This is a genomic window from Longispora fulva, from assembly GCF_015751905.1.
Lineage (GTDB): Bacteria > Actinomycetota > Actinomycetes > Mycobacteriales > Micromonosporaceae > Longispora > Longispora fulva.
In genome coordinates, this window is sequence record NZ_JADOUF010000001.1 from 5743582 (window position 1) to 5759565 (window position 15984).

Genomic DNA, 15984 nt, shown 5'->3' on the forward strand with positions numbered 1-15984 from the left:
CAAACCTCGATACTTCGTTACATCCACTGGGCCGGCAGGCGGAGCAGACCCTGTCGGTTCGGTGGGATCAACTTTTCGGCAGTGACTTCAGGTACTCGTTGTACCGCACCCATTCGTCATCCTCCCCGCCCGCGGCGGAGCGGTCCGCCGCCCGGTCGAGGCGGCGCTGTTCGCGCTCGTCGGCCCGGATCCACTGGATGACGAGAATGACGAACACGATCGCGCTGGGGATCTCGCCGAAGCTCCACGTGATGCCGGCCCCGAGGTACTGGTCGGCCAGCGGGTCCGTCATCCACGGCGGCCGGACCAGGCTGAACCAGTCGTCGGCGATCAGCGACTGGGCCTGCATCAGGATGACGCCGAAGAACGCGTGGAACACCATCCCGCCGAAGTGGATCAGGATCAGCACGGGGTGCGAGACCTGCCGCCGGCCGGGGTCGATCCCGATGATCACCCAGAAGAAGAGGTACCCGGCGAGGATGAAGTGGGTCAGCATCGCCAGGTGACCGAGGTGGCTCTCCATCAGGGTGGCGAACAGCGAGCTGAAGTACAGCGCGTACAGGCTGACCACGAAGATGATCAGGGCTACGACGGGGTGGGTGAAGAACTTCAGCACCCGGCTGTGCAGGGCCAGCATCAGCCACTCGCGCGGGCCCCGGTCGCCGGCCGAGCGCGGGTCCGTCGCGGTGCCGGCCGGCCCGACCGGGCGCAGCGCGCGGAGCGCGAGGGTCAGGGGCGCGCCGAGCACCAACAGGATCGGGATCAGCATCGACAGGATCATGTGCTGCATCATGTGCGCGCTGAACAGCACGTACGCGTACCTGGCCAGGCCGAGGTTGGTGATCGCGCCGAGGAGGAGCAGGCCGCCGACCCAGGACAGGGTGCGGCCGAGCGGCCAGCGGACCCCGTTGCGGTGCAGCCGCCACACGCCGGCGAGGTAGAAGCCGATCCCGGCGAGCACCAGGGTCAGGAAGAACAGGTCCGGCAGGAACCCGCCGAACATCGACCCCAGGTCCGGGGCCGGCGGCATCGGGAAGCCGAGCAGGTCGGTGACCCGGTCGGGGTCCGCCGGGTTGGTGGGCACCGGGGTGGGCGTGCGCGACAGGCCGACCGCCAGGCCGAAGACCGCGGCCATCAGCAGCAGCTCGCCCGCCGCCAGTCGACGGAACAGGCCCGGCCGGTCGGCCAGCCGGCGCAGGACGTGGGTGCGGTGCGCGACGCCGCAGGCCCCGAGGAGCACCAGCCCGGCGACCTTGGCGAGCACCAGGCGGCCGTAGGAGCTGCCGAACACCTCTGCCCAGCTGCCGAGCCGGACTGCGGCGTTCGCGACCCCGGAGAAGACAACCAGAACAAAACACCCAAGAGCCATCCGACTGTACCGGCCGGCGGCCACCAGCAGCGCCGGCGTCCGCCGCACCGCGAGCAGCGCCGCGAGCCCGCCCAGCCACAGCACGGCCCCGCCGACGTGCAGCGCCATGCTGGTGACGGCGACCTGGTGGTTGCCGGCCCCGGCCGCGTGCCCGGTGAACGCCGGCGGCAGCGCCGTGACCAGCGCGAGGACCGCGAGCAGCGCCGCACCGGTCCGGGACAGCACCACCCGGCAGCCGACGAACAGCACGAGCGCGAGCACGACCTGCAACAGGTACGCCTTGCCCATCACCACCGTGGTCCAGAAGCTCCACAGCATCGTCGCGCTGAGCTCGTCGGCGGGCCGGCCGAGCAGGTTGGCGACGGTGAGCACGCTGAGCAGCACGGCGGCGACCGCCCAGGCCAGGGCCAGCCAGCCGGCCCGGCGGAGCAGCGGATAACCCTCGGGTCCGACCGTGGGCCCCTTGCCAGGGGTGAGGAACGCCGCGGCGACCGCGTACCCGACGGTGACCGCGCCGAGGACGTCGAGGAGCACCCGGGTCACCGGCAACCCGTAGGTCACCAGGTCACCGGGATCCGGCAGGCCGGGGACGGGGGAGCCCAGGGCGCCGCCCAGGTTCAGCACCCAGAGAAGAACCAGGACCGCGACGGCGCCGAAAGCGCCGACGAAGCCGATACTGCGCAATCGGCGACTTCCGCCTTTCAGCAAAGGGCGCTTCAAGTCGTCAGTCGTCTGCAACGTCACGCGCTTACTTTGCCCCTCTTCTTCCCGAGGACCAGACCCAGGGCCAGGACTGCGAGAAGTGCGCCACCCCCGGCGGCCCACCAGAGCCAGGCGGGCGCCGCGAAGTCGGACTCCGTGGACTTCTTCCCCGGCTTCGGGCCCTCGCTGGGCTCCTGGTCGCCCGGGATCGCCGCGGTGAAGCCGAACGCGCCCGTGACCGGGTGCCCGTCGGCGGACACGACCCGCCACGCGACCTTGTAGTCGCCGGACTTCAGCGGGTGCACCGGCTGGGACACGGTGTTGTCGGTGACGCTGAGGTCCCCGACGCTGTAGGACACGTTGCCCGGACCGTTGACGACCACGGTGCTGAACCGGCCGTCGACCCCCTCGTTGAACCGCAGGCTGACCTCGGTGATCTGCTGCTTGACGATCGCTCCGTCGGTGGGCGAACTGCCCTCCAACGTGCTGTGCGCGGCGGCCGGAGCCGCGGTGGCCAGCAACCCCGTGAACGCTAGTGCGACGACAACCAGCGCACGCTTCATGATCTTGAAACCTTCCGTAACGATGGGCGCTCCGGCTCTCGGCGAAGACCCGCCCTGAATTGGTAGTCGGCTACGCGTCGTCCACAGTTCCACTGGTGTCCCCCGTCACACGATCCTCCTTAGGGGTAAATCTCCGGGAGCGTCCCCGATTCGCTCAGGGGATTTCTCCGGCACGCTGTGGGCATGACGAAGCTCAGGAACGTGGCCGTGGGCGTGATCGCCCTGCTCAGTGTCGGCGCACTGGCCGCATGCGGGCTGGACGACTTGACCGAGAACCGCGAGGAGAACGCGTACGAGGTGACCGACGCCGTCACCAAGCTGGACATCCAGGCCCAGGCCGGCGCGGTCACGGTCCGGGCCGGCACCGGTCCGATCAAGGTCAAGGAGATCCTCCGGTACAACGGCTCGAAGCCCAAGGCCACCCACGTCGTCGCCGACGGCACGCTCCGGCTCGTCGACGGCGGCTGCTCCGGCATCCGCAACTGCGGGGTGGAGTACGAGGTGACGGTACCCGCCACCCTGGGCGTGACGGTCAAGACCAGCGCCGGCGCGGTGGACGCCTCCGGGCTGAGCGGCGAGGTGAGCCTGGAGACGAACGCCGGCAGCGTCGAGGCGCTGACCATGGGCACCAAGAAGCTGAGGATCCGCAGCGACGCCGGCCGGATCCGCGCGGAGTTCACGGTCGTGCCCGACGACGTGGACGTGCAGACCAGCGCCGGCTCGGTGGCGGTGGTGGTGCCGTCCGGCTCGACGTACGCGGTGGACGCGAAGACCAGCGCCGGCAGCCGGGACATCACGGTGCAGACGGATCCCGCGTCCGGGCACAAGATCCGGGCGGAGACGAGCGCCGGGAAGATCGAGGTCCGTAACGGGTGACCCAGGTCTCACGCCAGACACTTGAACGTGTTCAACTCGGGGGTCTACTCTCCTGTTGAACACGTTCAAGTCTGGAGTGTAGCAATGGACCTCACCGTCATCTCGTACATCGCCTACCTGCTGATCAGCATCGGGCTCACCGTCTGGGTCGCCCAGACCCTCAGCAAGGCCGGCAAGATCTTCCTGATCGACGTCTTCAAGGGCAACGCCGAACTCAGCTCGTCGGTGAACCACCTGCTCGTCGTCGGGTTCTACCTGCTCAACCTCGGGTTCGTCGCCCTGTTCATGAAGATGACCGACCAGGTCAACGGCCAACGACAGGTCTTCGAGGCCGTCGCGCTCAAGGTCGGCACCGTGCTGCTCGTGCTCGGCGTCCTGCACCTGTTCAACCTGTACGTGCTGAACAAGTTCCGGCGGCGCAGTGCCATGGACGGCCAGAAGTTCCCGCCGGTGCCGCCGCAGATGATGACCCGGATCGCGCCCCCGCAGCAGCAGTTCCGGCCGCCGATGGCCCCGCCGGCCGCCCCGCAGATGTGATGGACCGCCTCACCGTGCTCTACGACGAGCACTGCTCCTTCTGCCGACTGTGCCGGGACTGGGTCGTGAAGCAGGCCCATCTGGTACCCCTCGAATTCCTCGCCGCCGGGTCAGCCGAGGCCCGGCGGCGGTACCCCGACATCGACCCGGTCGCCACGTTGCGGGACGTCACGGTGGTCGCCGACAACGGGGCCGTGTACTGCGGCCCCAACGCCTGGGTCGTCATCCTCTGGGCGCTGTCGGAACACCGGCCCATGGCATTGAAGCTGGCCCACCCGCGATCCGCGCCCCTGGCCAGGGCCGCCGTCGCCGCGGCCGGCCAGATCAGGCTTGCGGTGCGGACGAATCCGGACCAGTACGGTAGTGACTGTGACGACAAGCAGTGTGGATAGCAAGGGTGCCGCCACCAGGGCCCTGATCCTCGAGACGGCGATGCGGCTCTTCCAGGAGCGCGGCTACGGCAAGACGACGATGCGCGCCATCGCCGAGGCCGCCGGGGTCTCCGTCGGAAACGCCTACTACTACTTCGCGTCCAAGGAACAGCTCATCCAGGGCTTCTACGACCGGCTGCAGGCCGATCACCTGGTCGCCGCACGCCAGGCCCTCGCGGGAGAGACGGACCTGGCGCGGCGGCTCGGGGTGGTGCTGAAGACGTGGCTGGACGTCGCGGAGCCGTACCACCAGTTCGCGGCGCAGTTCTTCGTCACGGCCGCCGACCCGGCCAGCCCGCTCAGCCCGTTCTCCTCGGACTCGAAGGAGGCCAGGGACGCAAGCATCGAGATCCAGGTCGAGGCGGTGTACGGCGCGACGACGAAGATCGACGGGAAGCTGCGCGAGACCATGCCGGAGTTGGCGTGGCTGGGCATGATGGGCCTGGTGCTGTACTGGATCCACGACACCTCGCCCGGCCGCGCGCAGAGCTACAAACTCGTCGACCAGTGCGTGCCGATCCTCAGCAAGGTGGTCAAGCTGAGCCGGTATCCGATCGCCAAGGCGATGATCCGCGAGGTGGCGGAGATCTGTCTGGAGCACGGGATCAGCCCGCGGATCCCGAAGCCGCCGGCCCGGCCGGAGGCTTCGGCGAAGTAGGCCCCGGTACGACCCGATGGCGCGGCGGGCGGCGCGGGTCAGCGCGCCGCCCGCGCCTCAGCGCCGCCCTCCCCGGACGGCCGCCCACACGGGTGCGCGTCAGCGCCAGCCCACGTCGATCCGGGCCCCGGCCCAGTCGAAGAAGTGCACTCTGTCCATGTGCACCCCGATCCCCATCGGCGCCCCCGGCTGCAGGTCCGGCGCGGCCCCCAACCGGACGGCCAGTTCGGCCCGCCGCCGGGTGTGCCGGCCCTCCGGCGTCGTGGCGACCGTCTGCACGTCGGGCCGCTTCCGGAACCGGGCGAGGAATCCGCGGTCCAGCTTCGGCGCGGTGACCGGACCGGTCGGGTCGTCGATGACGACGGCGAAGGCGCCGATGTCCAGGTACGCCAGCGACTCGTGGCCGTGGTGCTCGACGTAGCGGACCCGGCCGCGTAGTTCGTGGCCGCCGGCGACCAGGGCCTCGGCGCGCAGGCCGACGACGATCCGCTCGCCGTGGTAGTGCGCGAGCGCCCGGGCGCGCAGGTCGTCCCATGGCACGTTGAGCTCCTGCTCGCCGATGCGGAGGGCGACCCGGCTGCCGTCGTACACGTGCACGACGGCCTCGAGCAGGTTGATCTTCGGGGTGCCGAGGAGGGCTGCGACGTACATGGTGGCGGGGCGGCCGTACACCTCTGCCGGGGTTCCGACGTCCTGGAGCACCCCGCGCCGCATGATCGCGATCCGGTCCGCGACGGTCAGGGCCTCGGCCTGGTCGTGGGTGACGTACACCGTCGTCGCGCCGAGGTCGCGGACCATCGAGGAGATCTCGGCCCGCAGCTCGGCGCGGAGTCCACTGTCGAGGCTGGACAGCGGCTCGTCCATCAGGAAGAGCCGGGGCCGCCGGACGATGGCCCGGCCCATCGCGACCCGCTGCCGCTGGCCGCCGGACAGCTGGCTCGGCTTGCGGTTGAGCAGCTCGCCGATGCCGAGGGCCGCGGCGACGTCTGCGACCCGTTCGCTCTGCTCCTCGACGGAGACCCCGGCGAGGCGGAGCGGGAAGGCGATGTTGCCGGCGACCGTCAGCTGCGGGTACAGGGCGTAGTCCTGGAAGACCATCGCCACGTGCCGGTCCCTGGGCGGGATGTCCAGCGCGGGCTCGCCGTCGAGCAGGAGTTGGCCCGTGGTGGGGTCCTCCAGCCCGGCGATGATCCGCAACAGGGTGGACTTGCCGCACCCGGACGGACCGAGCAGCACCATGACCTCGCCGTCCCGGACATCGAGACTCACGTTGTCGACAGCTACGGTGCCGTCCGGAAAGGCTTTGGTGATCTTCTGGAGGCCAACCGTGGACATCCCGACACTGTGCGACCGGACGTAGACCGTGGGCTATCCCCCGATTAGCTCAACATTCAATGACGTTGACGGCGAGCCCGCCGCGGGCGGTCTCTTTGTACTTAACCTTCATATCCGCCCCCGTTTCCCGCATGGTCTTGATGACCTTGTCGAGGGAGACGAAATGGTCCCCGTCGCCGCGGAGTGCGAGCCGCGCGGCGGTGATGGCCTTGATGGACGCCACGGCGTTGCGTTCGATGCACGGGATCTGCACCAGGCCGCCGATCGGGTCGCAGGTCAGGCCCAGGTTGTGCTCCATAGCGATCTCCGCGGCGTTCTCGACCTGGTCAGGGGTGCCGCCGAGGACCTCGGCGAGCCCGGCCGCCGCCATCGAGCACGCCGACCCGACCTCGCCCTGGCAGCCGACCTCGGCCCCGGAGATCGACGCGTTCTCCTTGAACAGGACACCGACCGCAGCGGCGGTGAGGAGGAATTTTACAATTCCATCATCTGTCGCGCCGGGCACGAAACGCCAGTAATAGTGCATGACCGCCGGGACGATGCCGGCCGCGCCATTCGTCGGCGCGGTCACGACCCGGCCACCGGCGGCGTTCTCCTCATTGACGGCCAACGCGAACAGCGTCACCCAGTCCATCACCCGCAGTGGATCGGTGACGAAATGCTCTGACTCCATCTGCCGCTTGAGCTCCATCGCCCGGCGGCGGACCTTCAGGCCGCCCGGCAGGACGCCCTCGGTCGACACCCCGGTCTGCACGCAGTCGCGCATCACCTGCCAGATGTGCAGCAACCCGGCCCGGATGTCGGCCTCCGACCGCCAGGACAGCTCGTTGGCCATCATGATCTCGGAGATCGACTTGCCGGACTCCTTGGTCATCCGCAGCAGCTCGTCGCCCGTCCTGAACGGGAACGCGACCGGGGTCTCATCCTCCTTGATCTGCCCGGTGTGCTCGTCGATGACGAACCCGCCACCCACCGAGTAGTACGTCTTGGACCGCAGCACATGACCGGCGGCGTCGATCGCGGTGAACCGCATCCCGTTCGGGTGCAACGGCAATGACTTGCGGCGGTGCAACGTCAGCTCGAACTTCGCCGGGTGCACGCCGAGGATGTCGACCACCCCGGCCGCCCGGATCTCGGCGACCCGCGCGTCGGCCGTGGCGGTGTCCACCGTCTCCGGGGCCTCACCGACCAGGCCCAACAGCACAGCCTTGTCGCTGCCGTGCCCGTGGCCGGTGGCCCCGAGCGAGCCGAACAGCTGCGCGTCGATCGTGGCCACGTCAGCGAGGAGCGCGTCGGCCTTCAGACCGCCGACGAATGTCCGGGCAGCCCGCATCGGCCCGACGGTATGCGAACTCGACGGACCGATACCGACCTTGAACAGGTCAAAGACACTGATCATTGCTGTTCCTCACGCTGCCGCTGGCGCCGTTGCCAACCGCGTCGAGCGTAGCCGCCGCCCGGGGTGTCACCTCAAAAGTAACGCCCAGATCACGTCGGCCAGACGATGTTGATCAGGGGCTCGCCGGCCTCGTACCTGCGAATCTGCTCTTCGATCAGTTTCCGCCCCCGTGGGTAGAAGGCGGTCGTCAGGCCACCCACGTGCGGACTGATCAGGACATTGGGGGCGGACCACAGCGGGTGGTCGGCCGGCAGCGGCTCCGGGTCGGTCACGTCGAGCGCGGCGCGCAGCCGGCCGGAGGTCAGCTCGGCGACCAGCGCGTCGGTGTCCACGACCGGGCCCCTGGCCACGTTGACCAGCAGCGCGCCGTCCTTCATCGCCGCGAGGAAGTCGGCCCCGACCAGGCCCCGGGTCTCCTCGGTGAGCGGGGTGATCAGGATGACGACGTCCGCGTCGGGCAGCAGCTTCACGACGTCGGAGATCGGGTGCACGCCGTCCCGGGCGGACCTGGCCACCCGGGTCACGGACACCTCGAACCCGGCGAGCCGGCGCTCGATGGCCTCGCCGATCGAGCCGTAGCCGACGATCAGCACATTCGCGTCCGCGAGGGACGGGCGCTCGTCGCGGACCCAGAGGCCCTGGTCGGCGGCCCGGACGTACCCGGCGACGTTGCGCTGGGCCGCGAGCGTGAGGGTGAGGGCCAGCTCGGCGGTGGACGCGTCGTGCACGCCGCGCGCGTTGGCCAGCAGCAGGCCGGGGCGCATCAGGTGCATCGCGTGCTCGTAGCCGGCGGTCAGCAGCTGCACGACCCGCAGGGCCGGCATGTCCACGATCGGCTGGTGGTACTTCTTGTCGAACGTGTACGGCGGCACGAAGAACTCAACATCGTCGAGCACGCTGGGTAGGGGGGTGGAGCCGTCCCACACCTCGACATCGAGGTCGGACAGCCGGTCAGCGGACTCCGCGAAAGGGATCAGATAGCGCACAGCGATAATTGTGCTGTGTTCCGCGAGATCCGACAGTGGTTCGATCCCCATGAGGTGCGTGAGACGGGCGACACTCCCGACTACCGCTTCTCCCTCGCCAACGAGCGCACGTTCCTCGCCTGGCTCCGTACGGCACTGGCCCTGGTGGGCGGTGGGCTCGCAGCGGCCCAGTTCGTCACCACGCCAGCGGCCCCCTATGTCCGGACCGTGGTCGCCGTGGTGCTGCTCCTGTTGGGTGGCGGGTGCGCGCTGCGGGCCGTGGACCACTGGATCCGGTGCGAGCGCGCGATGCGTACCGGTAAGGATCTTCCGCCGCAGCGGTTCCCCGCCGTGCTGGCCCTGTCCCTGGGGATCGGGGCTGCGGGCCTGATCGTGCTGGTCATCGCCGGGGGGTTCAGCCGGTGAGGCTCCTGGCCCCCGACGGCGGGCTCCAGCCGGAGCGCACCCGGCTGGCGTGGCGGCGCACCGTGTTGTCCTCTGCCGTGGTGACGCTGCTCGCGGCCCGGCTGTGCGCACACGAGCCGCTGCTGCTGGCCGGGGTGGTGATCGCGTGGCTCGTGCTGCTGCGGGCCGGGTTCTGGCGGGTGGCGGCGATGGGCGTGCCGCACCCGACCCGTTTGCTGTTGCCGACCGCCCTGCTGGCCGCCAGCACGGTGTTCGCGCTCGCGATGCTGGGCCTTTTAACCCTTTTTTAGGGGTTACGAGTGGGGCCCGACCCGGCGCGCGTCGGCGGCACCGGGCCGGCCCGCGAGGCTCAGGCGAAGGCCGACAACCCGGTCAACTTCTGCCCGATCACCAGCTGGTGCACCTCCGAGGTGCCCTCGTACGTCAGCACACTCTCCAGGTTGTTCGCGTGCCGCATGATCGGGTACTCCCCCGAGATCCCGTTCGCGCCCAGCAGCGTCCGGCAGGTCCGGGCGATCTTCAGCGCCTCGCGCACGTTGTTCAGCTTGCCCACGCTGACCTGCTCCGGCTGCAGGGTGCCGGCGTCGGCGAGCCGGCCCAGGTGCAGGGCCAGCAGGTAGCCCTTCTGCAGCTCCAGGGCCATGTCGGCGAGCTTCGCCTGGGTGAGCTGGAACCCGGCGAGCGGCCGGCCGAACTGCTCCCGGGTCCCGACATACCGGATCGCCGTGTCCAGACAGTCCCGGGCAGCGCCGAGCGCCCCCCACACGATCCCGTACCGGGCCTCCGTCAGGCAGGACAGCGGGGCCTTGAGACCGCGCGCGCCGGGCAGCTGCGCTGAGGCGGGCAGCCGGACGTTGTCGAAGACCAGCTCGCCGGTCGCCGAGGCGCGCAGCGACATCTTGTGGTGGATCTCGTTGACCGTGACGCCCGGTTCGGCCAGCGGCACCACGAACCCGGTGATGCCCTCCTCGATCCGGGCCCAGACCACGGCCAGCTCGCCGACCGGCGCGTTCGTGATCCACATCTTGGTTCCCGACAGCAGCCAGTCGTCGCCGTCCCGCACCGCCCGGGTGGTCATGCCCGCCGGGTCGGAGCCGTGGTCGGGCTCGGTCAGGCCGAAGCACCCGATCGCCTCGCCGGCCGCCATCCGGGGCAGCCACTGCTGCTTCTGCTCCTCCGAGCCGTACTTCCAGATCGCGAACATCGCCAGCGAACCCTGGACGCTGACCAGGCTGCGCACGCCGGAGTCGCCGGCCTCCAGTTCCAGGCACGACAGGCCGTACGCGACGGCGGACACGCCCGCGCAGCCGTAGCCGGTCAGGTGCGCGCCGAGCAGGCCGAGTTTGCCCAGCTCACGAGCCAGCTCCCGGACCGGTGCCCGCCCGTTCTCGTACCATTCGGCCACATGCGGGCGGACCTGGTCGTCGACCAGCCGGCGCACGCTGTCGGCGAACGCGCGCTCCTCGGCGGACAACAGCGACTCGAGGGCGAGCAGCCCGATGGCGTCAGTCATGAGGTCACCGTATCGGCTGACCGTCGGGCATCATTGGCCACTATGAGCACCAGTCCGGACGGCCTCGGCCGTACCCCCGCCGAGCTGCCCGAATTTCACCTGCCGGAACCGGCCGCGACCATCGGTGCACCCACCGTCGCGGCCGGGCCCCCGACCCCCGCCCAGATCCCGCCGCGCACCACCGCGCTCCTCGGCGCCCTCGGCATCGCGCTGGTCACCGCCGGCACCCTGCTGCCCAATCTCGCCGTCGAGCTCGACGGCAAGGAGATGAGCCACGGCCTCGCCTCCGGCCTGGGCAGCCTGATCGGGATGCTGTCGCGGAGCGCGCTGTCCGACGGCTTCATCTACGGGCTCGGCGTGTTCGCGCTGATCGGCCTGCTGGTCGCGGCCGTGGCCAGCACGGGGCGGGTGAACACGACCGTCCGGCTCGCCGCCGCGGGCGTCGCCACGTATGTGCTCGGCTCGATGGTGACCCTCTACCTCAGCCTCGAACAGCAGCTGGGGCCGGGACAGGCCGAGTTCGACGACGTGGTGCGGCGCAACACCTCGGCACCGGAGCTGGTGGCCAAGCCGGGTGCCTACTGCGCGGTCCTCGGCATCGTGCTGCTCGCCGCCGCCGTGGCCGTCACCGGCCCCCGGCCGGCGTTCCTCGCCAGGATCGGGCGGGTCACCGAGCCGGTGGAGCTGGAGGAGGACGGGCGCGACATCGAGGTCACGGTCGGCTAGAGCTCGAGCACCCGGGCGTGGATCGTCGTGCGCTGCTGGAGCGCGGCGCGCAGCGCCCGGTGCACCCCGTCCTCCAGGTAGAGCGCGTCCTGGAAGCGGACCACGTGCGGGAACAGGTCGCCGTAGAAGGTGGAATCGTCGGCCAGCAGCCGGTCAAGTCCCAGCTCGCGCTTCGTGGTGATGAGCTGGTCGAGCCGCACCGGGCGCGGCGGGATCTCGGCCCACTCCTTGAGGCTCAGACCGTGCTCCGGGTACGGCTTGCCGTCGCGGACCGCTTTGAAAATCACGTACTGAGACTATCGCTCGCCACGATCCCCCACGTGCCGCGCCACTGCTCGCCGGGCTGCAGGGTGACGAGGTCCCGGCCGGACCGCAGCGCGTCGGGCGGGCAGGTCATCGGCTCGACCGCCACGGAGCGCCGGTGCCGGCCGTCGGGGAGCCCGTCCGCCGTGTACAGCTGCAGCCAGCGGAAGGACTGATCCGCCCACAGGGTGACAGACCTGCCGTCCGGGGCGGTCAGGGAACCGGTGATCCGGCCCCCCTCGTCGCGGACGGGCAGCCCGAAGGTGGTGTCCAGCCGGGTGTCGCCGAGCCGCCGGCCGGCCGTGTAGTCCCAGTCGGTGCCGTCGACCCTGGCCGCCCCGATCGGGAGAAGCCGGCCGTCGGTGAGCAGCCGGGACCGCATGCTCAGCCGCAGCACCACGTCGTCGATCGCGACCCCGTCGATCCGCAGGTAGGGGTGCGCGCCCAGCCCGAACGGCGCCGGACCCGGCCCGGTGTTCGTCGCGTGATGCTCGGCGCGCAGGCCGTCGGGGCCCACCGACCATCGGGTCCGCAGCAGCAGCCGGAAGGGGTAGCCGGGCGAGGCCGGCAGCTCGTACTCCATTGTCACCGCGTCGTCGGCGACCTCCACCGCCCGCCACGCGACCCAGTTGACCAGGCCGTGGATGGCGTTGTGCCAGTCGGGCTCACTCAGCGGCAACTGCCGGGGCACGCCGGCGAACGTGTAGCGCCCGTCGCGCACCCGGTTGGGCCACGGTGCGAGCACCTGACCGGCGGCGAACGGGCAGAGCGCGTCCTCGGGATACCCGTCGACGAGGTCGACGCCACCGGCCGAGTAGGACCGCAGGCCACCACCGACCTCGGTCACCACTGCGCGCTGATCGCCGGCGGCGATGGACCACTCCATAGCTCGCGACCATAGCGCGCCGCGAGACCAGACAAAACCCCCAGGCGAACTTATGGTGAAAGGCGCTCCACCAGCCAGCCGGCCGCGGAGTGCCGGAACCGCAGCCTGTCGTGCAGCCGGCTGCGCCGGCCCTGCCAGAACTCGACAGTCTGCGGCACCACCCGGAAACCTCCCCAGTGGTCGGGCGCCGGCACCTCCTCCGGCCACCGGTGCTCGGCGGCCTCCCACGCCGCCTCCAGGTCGGACCGCCCCGAGATGACCTCGGACTGCCGGCTGGCCCACGCGCCGAGCCGCGCGCCCCGGGGGCGGCTGGCGAAGTACTCCTCGGTCTCGGTGCGGGTGACCCGCTCCACCTCCCCGCACACCACGACCTGCCGGTGCAGCGCGTACCAGGGGAACACCAGGCTCGCGTACGGGTTGTCGATCAGCTCGCGGCCCTTGCGCGACTCGTAGTTGGTGAAGAAGACGAAGCCCCGGTCGTCCACGGACTTCAGCAGCACCGAACGCGCGGAGGGCCGGCCGTCGAGCGCCGCGGTGGCCAGCACCATCGCGTTGGGCTCCTCGACCCCGGTGCTCCGGGCGATGTCCAGCCACGCGGCGAACTGAGCCGGCCAGTCTTCTGCCAGGTCAGGCTCGTTCAACGGAAGATCGCCGTACTCCTGCCGCATCGCAGCCAGATTTGCCGCAGTGTCACCTATCACCCGCATATCCTGTCAGGGGACCAGCCCATTGGCTGAAAAAGTGAGGCACTCGCCACATCCCGGAGTGGTTTTCCCCCACAACCCCCTTCGAGGGGTCAAGATGTCGCGCAAGGCACTACTGATGGTCGCGGCCCGCCACACCGGCGGTCCGGGCCACCGGGCGCACGGTCTCGGGCCGGAGGCGCGCGTCCCGGACATCCGTCATCTTTGGCGTACGGATCCTGGGAGTACTAAATGTCCGACTTCAAGCCCGGGCTTGAGGGTGTCATCGCCTTCGAGTCCGAGATCGCCGAACCTGACAAGGAAGGCGGTGCGCTGCGGTATCGCGGCGTCGACATCGAAGACCTGATCGGTCGGGTGTCGTTCGGGAACGTGTGGGCACTGCTGGTCGACGGGAAGTTCGGGCCCGGGCTACCGCCCGCCGAGCCGTTCCCGGTACCGGTGCACTCCGGCGACATCCGGGTCGACGTCCAGTCCGCGGTCGCGATGCTCGCGCCGTACTGGGGCCTCGGCCAGCTGCTCGACATCTCCGACGAGCAGGCCCGCGCCGACCTCGCCCGGGTGTCGGTGACCGCGCTGTCCTTCGTCGCGCAGTCCGCGCGCGGGGTGGGCCTGCCGGCCGTCCCGCAGAAGGAGATCGACACCGCCGCCACGATCGTGGAACGGTTCATGAAGCGCTGGCGGGGCGAGCCCGACCCCCGGCACGTCAAGGCCGTCGACGCGTACTTCATCTCCGCCGCCGAGCACGGCATGAACGCCTCGACGTTCACCACCCGGGTCGTCGCCTCCACCGGCGCGGACGCGGCAGCCTGTATCTCCTCCGGCATCGGCGCCCTCTCGGGCCCGCTGCACGGCGGCGCCCCCTCCCGGGTGCTCGAGATGCTCGAGGGCGTGGAGCGCACCGGCGACGCCGACGCCTACGTCAAGGGCGTCCTCGACCGGGGCGAGCGCCTGATGGGCTTCGGCCACCGGGTGTACCGGGCGGAGGACCCGCGCGCCCGCGTGCTCCGCCGCACCGCCCGCGAGCTCAATGCCCCGCGGTTCGAGGTCGCCGAGGCGCTGGAGAAGGCCGCGCTGGCCGAGCTGCACGCCCGCAAGCCCGACCGGGTGCTCGCGACGAACGTCGAGTTCTGGTCGGCCGTCGTGCTGGACTTCGCCGAGGTCCCCGCGCACATGTTCACCTCGATGTTCACCTGCGCCCGGGTCGCCGGGTGGAGCGCGCACATCCTGGAGCAGAAGAAGCTGGGCCGGCTCGTCCGGCCGTCGGCGACGTACATCGGCCCCGCGCCGCGCAAGCCGTCCGACGTCGAGGGCTTCGACCAGATCGCGCGTTAATCGAGTCGTTAACGACCGTTCAGGGGCCGCCTTCGGGTGGCCCCTTTTCGTTGGGATAGTCTGGTCGGACACGGCAGCGTCGCCGGGGCACCTGGAAGAACCCGATGAGAGGACGCTGTCCTGTGATCATTCCCGAGAACCTCAAGCCCGCCGACGGCCGGTTCGGCTGCGGCCCGTCGAAGGTCCGCCCCGTCGCCGTCGCGGCCCTCGCGGACGTGGCGACCACGTTCCTGGGCACCTCCCACCGGCAGGCCACCGTCAAGAACGAGGTCGCCCGGCTCCGGCGCGGCCTGGCCCAGCTGTTCAGCCTCCCCGAGGGCTACGAGGTCGTGATCGGCAACGGCGGCACCACGGCGTTCTGGGAGGTCGCGACGTTCGGCCTGATCCGGGACCGCGCCCAGTTCGCCTCGTTCGGCGAGTTCGGCTCGAAGTTCGTGTCCTCGGTCAAGGCCGCGCCGTTCCTGGGCGAGCCCAGCGTGCGCAAGGCCGACCCGGGCAGCGCCCCGACCCTGGTCGCCGAGGCCGGCATCGACGCCTACTGCATCCCGCAGAACGAGACCTCGACCGGCGTGGCCGTGCCGATTCGTCGCGTGGAAGGCGCCGACGAGGGCGCGTTGCTGCTGGTCGACGCCACCTCGGCGGCCGGCGGGCTCGCGGTCGACATCACCGAGACCGACGTGTACTACTTCGCGCCGCAGAAGTGCTTCGGCTCCGACGGCGGCCTGTGGATCGCCGTCATGTCGCCGGCGGCCATCGCGCGCGCCTTCGAGATCAAGGAGTCGGGGCGCTACATCCCGGCCTTCCTCGACCTGGTGACGGCGATCGAGCAGTCCCGCCTGGAGCAGACGTACAACACCCCGGCGCTGGCCACGATCTTCCTCGCGGCCGAGCAGACCGACTGGATGCTCGCGAACGGCGGGCTGGAGTGGTGCGCGAAGCGGACCGCCGAGTCGGCCGGCGTGCTCTACGACTGGGCCCTCAACTCCCCGGTCGCCGCGCCCTACGTCGTGGAGGAGAGCCTGCGGTCCAACGTGGTCGCCACGATCGACTTCGACGACAGCGTGGACGCGACGGCGATCGCCAAGGCGCTGCGGGCGAACGGGATCGTGGACACCGAGCCGTACCGCAAGCTCGGTCGCAACCAGCTCCGGATCGCGCTGTTCCCGAGCGTGGAGCCCGCGGACGTCGAGGCACTGACCAAGTGCATCGACTTCGTGCTCGCAGGACTGTAATTTTTCTGGCACCGGCACGCTGCAGAG

Annotated in this window: 18 protein-coding genes; 9 read left to right on the forward strand and 9 right to left on the reverse strand. The window is 70.3% G+C overall.

The window, feature by feature from the left end; translation table 11 throughout:
* Window positions 1-67: 67 nt before the first annotated feature.
* Both IW245_RS25870 and IW245_RS25875 read right to left on the reverse strand, forming a co-directional pair.
* The gene (locus IW245_RS25870; protein ID WP_197005759.1) at window positions 68-2053 is read right to left on the reverse strand and encodes a bifunctional copper resistance protein CopD/cytochrome c oxidase assembly protein; all 1986 of its coding nucleotides are present in this window, start codon (window positions 2051-2053) and stop codon (window positions 68-70) included.
* A gap of 56 nt (window positions 2054-2109) precedes the next feature.
* A complete protein-coding gene (locus IW245_RS25875) occupies window positions 2110-2634 on the reverse strand; it encodes a copper resistance CopC family protein (protein ID WP_197005760.1) in 525 nt (174 codons plus the stop codon).
* Window positions 2635-2817: 183 nt separating this feature from the next.
* Between IW245_RS25875 and IW245_RS25880 the strand changes: the two genes are divergently transcribed.
* The 4 genes from IW245_RS25880 (at window position 2818) to IW245_RS25895 (ending at window position 5136) form a co-directional block, all read left to right on the forward strand.
* Window positions 2818-3510, forward strand: coding sequence for a DUF4097 family beta strand repeat-containing protein (locus IW245_RS25880; RefSeq protein ID WP_197005761.1), 693 nt, complete (start codon window positions 2818-2820; stop codon window positions 3508-3510).
* A gap of 84 nt (window positions 3511-3594) precedes the next feature.
* On the forward strand, window positions 3595-4047 hold the full coding sequence (locus IW245_RS25885; RefSeq protein ID WP_197005762.1) for a hypothetical protein: 453 nt from the start codon (window positions 3595-3597) through the stop codon (window positions 4045-4047).
* Entirely contained in the window at window positions 4047-4439 is a 393-nt protein-coding gene (locus IW245_RS25890) for a thiol-disulfide oxidoreductase DCC family protein (protein ID WP_197005763.1), read from the forward strand. Before IW245_RS25885 ends, IW245_RS25890 begins: the two co-directional genes overlap by 1 nt.
* On the forward strand, window positions 4417-5136 hold the full coding sequence (locus tag IW245_RS25895) for a TetR/AcrR family transcriptional regulator (RefSeq protein ID WP_233472931.1): 720 nt from the start codon (window positions 4417-4419) through the stop codon (window positions 5134-5136). The genes IW245_RS25890 and IW245_RS25895 overlap by 23 nt, the downstream gene beginning before the upstream one ends.
* A 99-nt stretch (window positions 5137-5235) precedes the next feature.
* On the opposite strand, the gene IW245_RS25900 is transcribed toward IW245_RS25895, so the two are convergent.
* The 3 genes from IW245_RS25900 to IW245_RS25910 all read right to left on the reverse strand — a co-directional run bounded on the left by IW245_RS25900 (window position 5236) and on the right by IW245_RS25910 (window position 8856).
* The gene (locus tag IW245_RS25900; protein ID WP_197005764.1) at window positions 5236-6471 is read right to left on the reverse strand and encodes an ABC transporter ATP-binding protein; all 1236 of its coding nucleotides are present in this window, start codon (window positions 6469-6471) and stop codon (window positions 5236-5238) included.
* A gap of 49 nt (window positions 6472-6520) precedes the next feature.
* A complete protein-coding gene (locus tag IW245_RS25905; protein ID WP_197005765.1) occupies window positions 6521-7870 on the reverse strand; it encodes an L-serine ammonia-lyase in 1350 nt (449 codons plus the stop codon).
* 89 nt (window positions 7871-7959) lie between these two features.
* The gene (locus IW245_RS25910; RefSeq protein WP_233472932.1) at window positions 7960-8856 is read right to left on the reverse strand and encodes a 2-hydroxyacid dehydrogenase; all 897 of its coding nucleotides are present in this window, start codon (window positions 8854-8856) and stop codon (window positions 7960-7962) included.
* 15 nt (window positions 8857-8871) lie between these two features.
* Here IW245_RS25910 and IW245_RS25915 point away from each other — a divergent pair, with 15 nt between their 5' ends.
* Window positions 8872-9261, forward strand: a complete 390-nt coding sequence (locus IW245_RS25915) for a YidH family protein (protein WP_197005767.1) — start codon at window positions 8872-8874, stop codon at window positions 9259-9261.
* On the forward strand, window positions 9258-9551 hold the full coding sequence (locus IW245_RS25920; protein WP_197005768.1) for a DUF202 domain-containing protein: 294 nt from the start codon (window positions 9258-9260) through the stop codon (window positions 9549-9551). The genes IW245_RS25915 and IW245_RS25920 overlap by 4 nt, the downstream gene beginning before the upstream one ends.
* A gap of 59 nt (window positions 9552-9610) precedes the next feature.
* On the opposite strand, the gene IW245_RS25925 is transcribed toward IW245_RS25920, so the two are convergent.
* A complete protein-coding gene (locus IW245_RS25925) occupies window positions 9611-10774 on the reverse strand; it encodes an acyl-CoA dehydrogenase family protein (protein ID WP_197005769.1) in 1164 nt (387 codons plus the stop codon).
* Between the two features lie 42 nt (window positions 10775-10816).
* Here IW245_RS25925 and IW245_RS25930 point away from each other — a divergent pair, with 42 nt between their 5' ends.
* Complete coding sequence (locus IW245_RS25930; protein ID WP_197005770.1) at window positions 10817-11500, forward strand: hypothetical protein; 684 nt, start codon at window positions 10817-10819, stop codon at window positions 11498-11500.
* Here IW245_RS25930 and IW245_RS25935 read toward each other — a convergent pair.
* Genes IW245_RS25935 through pdxH form a run of 3 tightly spaced genes read right to left on the reverse strand, consistent with a single transcriptional unit; the run spans window position 11497 to window position 13396 of the window.
* Complete coding sequence (locus IW245_RS25935) at window positions 11497-11787, reverse strand: type II toxin-antitoxin system VapB family antitoxin (protein ID WP_197005771.1); 291 nt, start codon at window positions 11785-11787, stop codon at window positions 11497-11499. The two genes, IW245_RS25930 and IW245_RS25935, sit on opposite strands and share 4 nt — an antisense overlap.
* The gene (locus IW245_RS25940) at window positions 11784-12689 is read right to left on the reverse strand and encodes an aldose 1-epimerase family protein (RefSeq protein WP_197005772.1); all 906 of its coding nucleotides are present in this window, start codon (window positions 12687-12689) and stop codon (window positions 11784-11786) included. Before IW245_RS25940 ends, IW245_RS25935 begins: the two co-directional genes overlap by 4 nt.
* A gap of 50 nt (window positions 12690-12739) precedes the next feature.
* Window positions 12740-13396, reverse strand: a complete 657-nt coding sequence (gene pdxH, locus IW245_RS25945; RefSeq protein WP_267920021.1) for a pyridoxamine 5'-phosphate oxidase — start codon at window positions 13394-13396, stop codon at window positions 12740-12742.
* 228 nt (window positions 13397-13624) lie between these two features.
* Between pdxH and IW245_RS25950 the strand changes: the two genes are divergently transcribed.
* Window positions 13625-14725 carry a citrate synthase 2 gene (locus tag IW245_RS25950; protein ID WP_197005774.1) on the forward strand — a complete coding sequence of 367 codons (1101 nt, stop codon included), beginning with the start codon at window positions 13625-13627 and terminating at the stop codon, window positions 14723-14725.
* A gap of 104 nt (window positions 14726-14829) precedes the next feature.
* Window positions 14830-15957, forward strand: coding sequence for a phosphoserine transaminase (gene serC, locus IW245_RS25955; RefSeq protein ID WP_197005775.1), 1128 nt, complete (start codon window positions 14830-14832; stop codon window positions 15955-15957).
* Window positions 15958-15984 lie beyond the last annotated feature (27 nt).